At 56.1% G+C, this 1,109-nt stretch carries 1 protein-coding gene; it reads right to left on the bottom strand.

From position 1 onward, the window contains the following. Nucleotides 1-498 precede the first annotated feature (498 nt). On the bottom strand, nt 499-1,109 hold a 611-nt coding region (locus AC2FIZ_RS20655; RefSeq protein ID WP_496791601.1), incomplete at its 5' end, for a primase-helicase family protein.

Below are 1,109 nucleotides of genomic sequence, written 5' to 3'. Positions count from 1 at the left end.
AGCCCCCGCCAACCGCCAGCACCAGCGACCAGTCTTCAGACCCTGGAACGACTCGTCAGCGGTCCAGAACGGTCACTCTAGCGGTCTCGCAGCAGCCCTGTCAGCGGCAGTGAACGACCTTTCTAGCGGTTAGAATGCCCCGTGCTTACCTTCCAAATGCCCCCGAAACCGCGCCAGTTCCGGCCACCGGTTGGAAAAGCTCTTAGGTTTCATCGGTCGGCAAGGATTCCTACCACCCCAGCCAGTTCATCAGATCATAGAACGACAACAGGCTCTTGGGGCTAAACCCTCCGAGAAATGCCCCCGTTTATGCCCCAGCCACCCGAACCACCCGTTAACAATCATAGCGGGTTCTGCGGGGGTGCCCCTCCCACGTTGCGGGAGGAACGGGTTAGCTGTTCCGAAGTCGAGGTTTCTGCATAGCCACAGGTCTATAGCATATCCCAATCGACCCCGTTCGCCTGCCGGTCACGCTCATCCTCAAGGTTATCACGGCGGTCATAACCAACCGAACCTCTCACCCGTCCACCAGCGACCTGAATCCGGCTTCAGTTGAAGTTCCTCTGATACCACAAGCTTACTGTCCAGAATCGGCTTGTTGAACTTCCCGGTCAGCTTGGCAACGCTGTTTTGCGTGATCGAGTTTTCTTCCCCGAACAGCTTGGTGATCAGGGTGCAGAGGGTGCATTTACCTGTCCCTTTATATCGGGAGTAAAAGAACAAAGCCCAAGCTAGTTTCTCAGCCTCATTCTGAAGACCCCACGAAACCCAATCCTTGACGACGCGGCGGTCAGCCTCGTGGCCGAAGATACGCTCAAGAAACCGATCGAACATAGTCGTGTCAGCGTCGGCCACTGCAAGGTCGCGATAGGCCGGTTCATTCCAAGCGTTGAGAGCAACTGTATCGCCCTCAGGTATGATCGGCTCTTTGATGTCGGGGCGGCATTTCGTAGTTCCGTTCCATATCCGAACATTCTGGCTAGGATCATCGTGGATTTCTTCGAAAGCCCGCTGAAACACCGCTCGCACATGGCCTGGAGTAAACTCCATCGTGGGGTAGTTGCTCCGCATCCTACCCAAGCAGATACGTTTGGCCTCCGCCTGCGACA

It is taken from the genome of Ruegeria sp. CDSB022, assembly GCF_059611145.1.
Note: the sequence above shows the minus strand (reverse complement) of the source record. Positions and strands in the feature narration are given on the sequence as shown.